Source organism: bacterium (assembly GCA_020440705.1).
Classification (GTDB): Bacteria; Krumholzibacteriota; Krumholzibacteriia; order LZORAL124-64-63; family LZORAL124-64-63; genus JAGRNP01.
The window spans coordinates 16,318-19,062 of sequence record JAGRNP010000081.1 but is presented as its reverse complement, the minus strand read 5'-3'; the positions used below and the strand labels follow the sequence as shown (position 1 = coordinate 19,062).

General features: G+C 70.1%; 1 protein-coding gene. It reads right to left on the bottom strand.

From position 1 onward, the window contains the following. Positions 1–168: 168 nt before the first annotated feature. Positions 169–2,703: a trypsin-like peptidase domain-containing protein gene (locus tag KDM41_12340; protein MCB1184215.1), complete on the bottom strand. Its 2,535-nt coding sequence runs from the start codon at positions 2,701–2,703 to the stop codon at positions 169–171. Positions 2,704–2,745: the final 42 nt, after the last annotated feature.

Sequence of the window (2,745 nt, the reverse complement as noted above, 5' to 3'; positions counted from 1 at the left end):
TGCGGCGGCCGGAGAGGAAGGCGGTGTCGGTCATGGCGGTCTCACCTCTGGCGGAGTCGGAAGGGGCGGCGGTCCCGGCATCATACCCCGCCCCCGGTCCGCCGCCAAACGAAAGCCCCGACCCGCCGGAGCGGGTCGGGGCTGGGCGAGCCGGTCGGGAACCGGGGACTACTTCAGCAGCACCATCTTGTGGTCCGCGGCCTGGCCACCGGAAGCCACCCGCGCGAAGTAGACGCCGCTGGACACCTTGCGGCCCTCGCCGTCGGTGCCGTCCCAGACGACCTCGCCCGGACCGGCGGGCTGGGCGCCGTCGACCAGGGTGCGCACGTGGCGCCCCTGCAGGTCGAAGACCTGGATCGTGGCGTGGCCGGCCTGCGCCAGGTTGAAGCGGATCCGGGTCATGGGGTTGAACGGGTTCGGGTACGAATCGACACCCAGGCGCGAGGCCGGCAGGTCGTTCGCCGCCGAGACCGGGTTCGGCAGACCCCAGATCTCGATGTCATCGATGTTCCAGCCCCCGTAGTACCACGAGCTGTCGGTCGTGCCCATTGTCCAGCGCACGTACACCGTGGCCTCGCCGTCGGCGACGGCGCTGATGTCGAACTCCTGCGGCATCCAGGCGCTGTCGGTGATCTCCGAGCCGTTGGTCCAGATCTGCTGGAAGTTCACGCCGTCGTTGCTCACCGAGACCGACGCGTGGTCGTAGGCCGGCTGCTCGACGTTCAGCCAGCGCTGGAAGCGCAGGCTCGTGGCCGAGATCTCCGAACAGTCGATGGCCGTCGTCGTCAGGTGCGTCGCGGGCAGGTTGTCCGCGTACGGGCCCGTCAGGTTGTAGCCGAGCACATAGGAGCCGGTGGCGCCGCTGGTCGGGTCGGGCAGGCCGTGGTCGCCCGCCACGCCCGTCGGAATGCCCCAGGCCCACTGGCCGTTCATGTCCCAGACGGGGTCGACGTCCAGGTTCCAGCCGTACACGAACTCGGGCAGACCCACCGTCAGCTGCAGCGGGCGCGAGGTGTCGCCGTCGCCGCTGGTGGTGTTGGTGAAGTCGACGGCGCCGGCGTACAGGCCGTTGACCAGGGCGTCGGCCGCGGCGTTCAGGCTCACCGTCACCACGACGCTGCCGCCGCCGGGAATGGTGCCGCTGGCGGGCGCAACGTCGGCCCACGCCACCGTCGTCGCGGCGGCGAAGTCGATGTCGGTGGGGTCGTTGTTGGTCAGGGTGAACACGGCGCTGGCGGGCGTGAACGGACCGCCGGAGTTGCCCTCGCTGGCGAGGCCGCTGCCCACGACCTGCAGGCCGCTGGCCCAGGGCGAGTAGGTGTCGATGGTCGCCTGGCCGGTGCCCAGCGGATCGAGGTAGGTGCCGATGACGGCCCAGGACACGGACAGGCGTCCGTACCAGTCGGAGAGGTCGTTGCCGCAGGCGGCGTAGCCACCGTGCAGCTGCCCCACGACCCGGTGGTCCGGATCGAACAGGGGCGAACCCGACGAGCCGGGCTCGGTGGTGCCCACGTCCCAGTCGGTCACGCGGATGTGGGTGCCGTTGCCGGGCACCGTGTTGCTCAGGTAGGTCGTGGTCGTCGTGGCGTCGTACTCGAAGCTGATGGCCTTCTCGTCACCGTTGGGGTGGTGGATGGCCGTCACGCCGGGGAAGTCCATGCTCGCGTTGTTCCAGCCGGCGAAGCTCACCTCGTGGGCCGGGTTGACCGGGTCGTCGAGCTGGACCAGGGTCACGTCCGACGTGGACGAGCTGGCCAGGTGGACGGCGCCGGTCTGGAAATCGTTCAGCAGGCCGCCCGCGAGGTCGCCGCAGTTGGCGCTCTCGAAGTTCCAGTAGACGACCAGCGAAGCGGCCGCGCTCGCGTTGGTGATGCCGCAGTGGTTGGCCGTCAGGAAGAACGGCGTGCCGTCCTCGGCGGTGTTGTTCATCATCACGCCCGTGCAGAAGATCGAGCCGCCGGTGGAGTAGGCGCCCACCGAGTGGATCTCGTACTGCCAGGGATCGCCCTCGGGGCACACCACGTCGACGTTGCAGCTGCCCTGCTTGTCGAAGAGGCCCTCGTCGGCCATCATCTCGCCGAAGTAGCGGTAGCCCTTGTTGATCGACGAGAGCTCGAGGCGGTAGTTGTTCCGCTCGCTCGCGGGCAGCACCAGTTCGATGACCACGTCGTCGGCCAGGATGACCGGGGTCCACAGCTCGCCGTGGTCCTCGTTGTCGGCGGCGGTGAAGATCGCCAGGCCGCGCTTGTCGTCGAGGCCCTGCGTGTCGGCCGGATACAGGCTCAGCCGGGCGCCCTTGGGCAGCCGGTAGCCGGTGAAGCCGAAGTTGAGCGACACGGCGCCGGGCGCGGTGACGCGCGTCCGCCAGATCATGTACTCGTCGTCGAGGCGCTCCCAGGTGCCGCTGTTCTCGGGCGTCAGCCAGGCGTTCTCCGGCAGGGCGAAGCGGGGCGGCAGGCCGGCGGCGTCGCGCTCCTCGTCCTCGGCGCGGAGCTGCTGCACGTCGATGGCGAGGGTCTGCACCGGGGCCAGGGCGGCGGCCGGCTGCAGATCGAACTCGGCGGCGACGGGCCCCTCGATGGCGAGGGGAGCGGTGCGGGCCAGGGCGACGGGAGCCGCCAGGGCGATGGCCATCAGGGTGGCCACGAGGACGAGGAGCGTCACGACGGCGCGGGCTCCGGGGCGATTCTTTTTCTCGATCACGGTCGTTCTCCCCACGGGTAGATGCCGGCAACGGATGGTGCG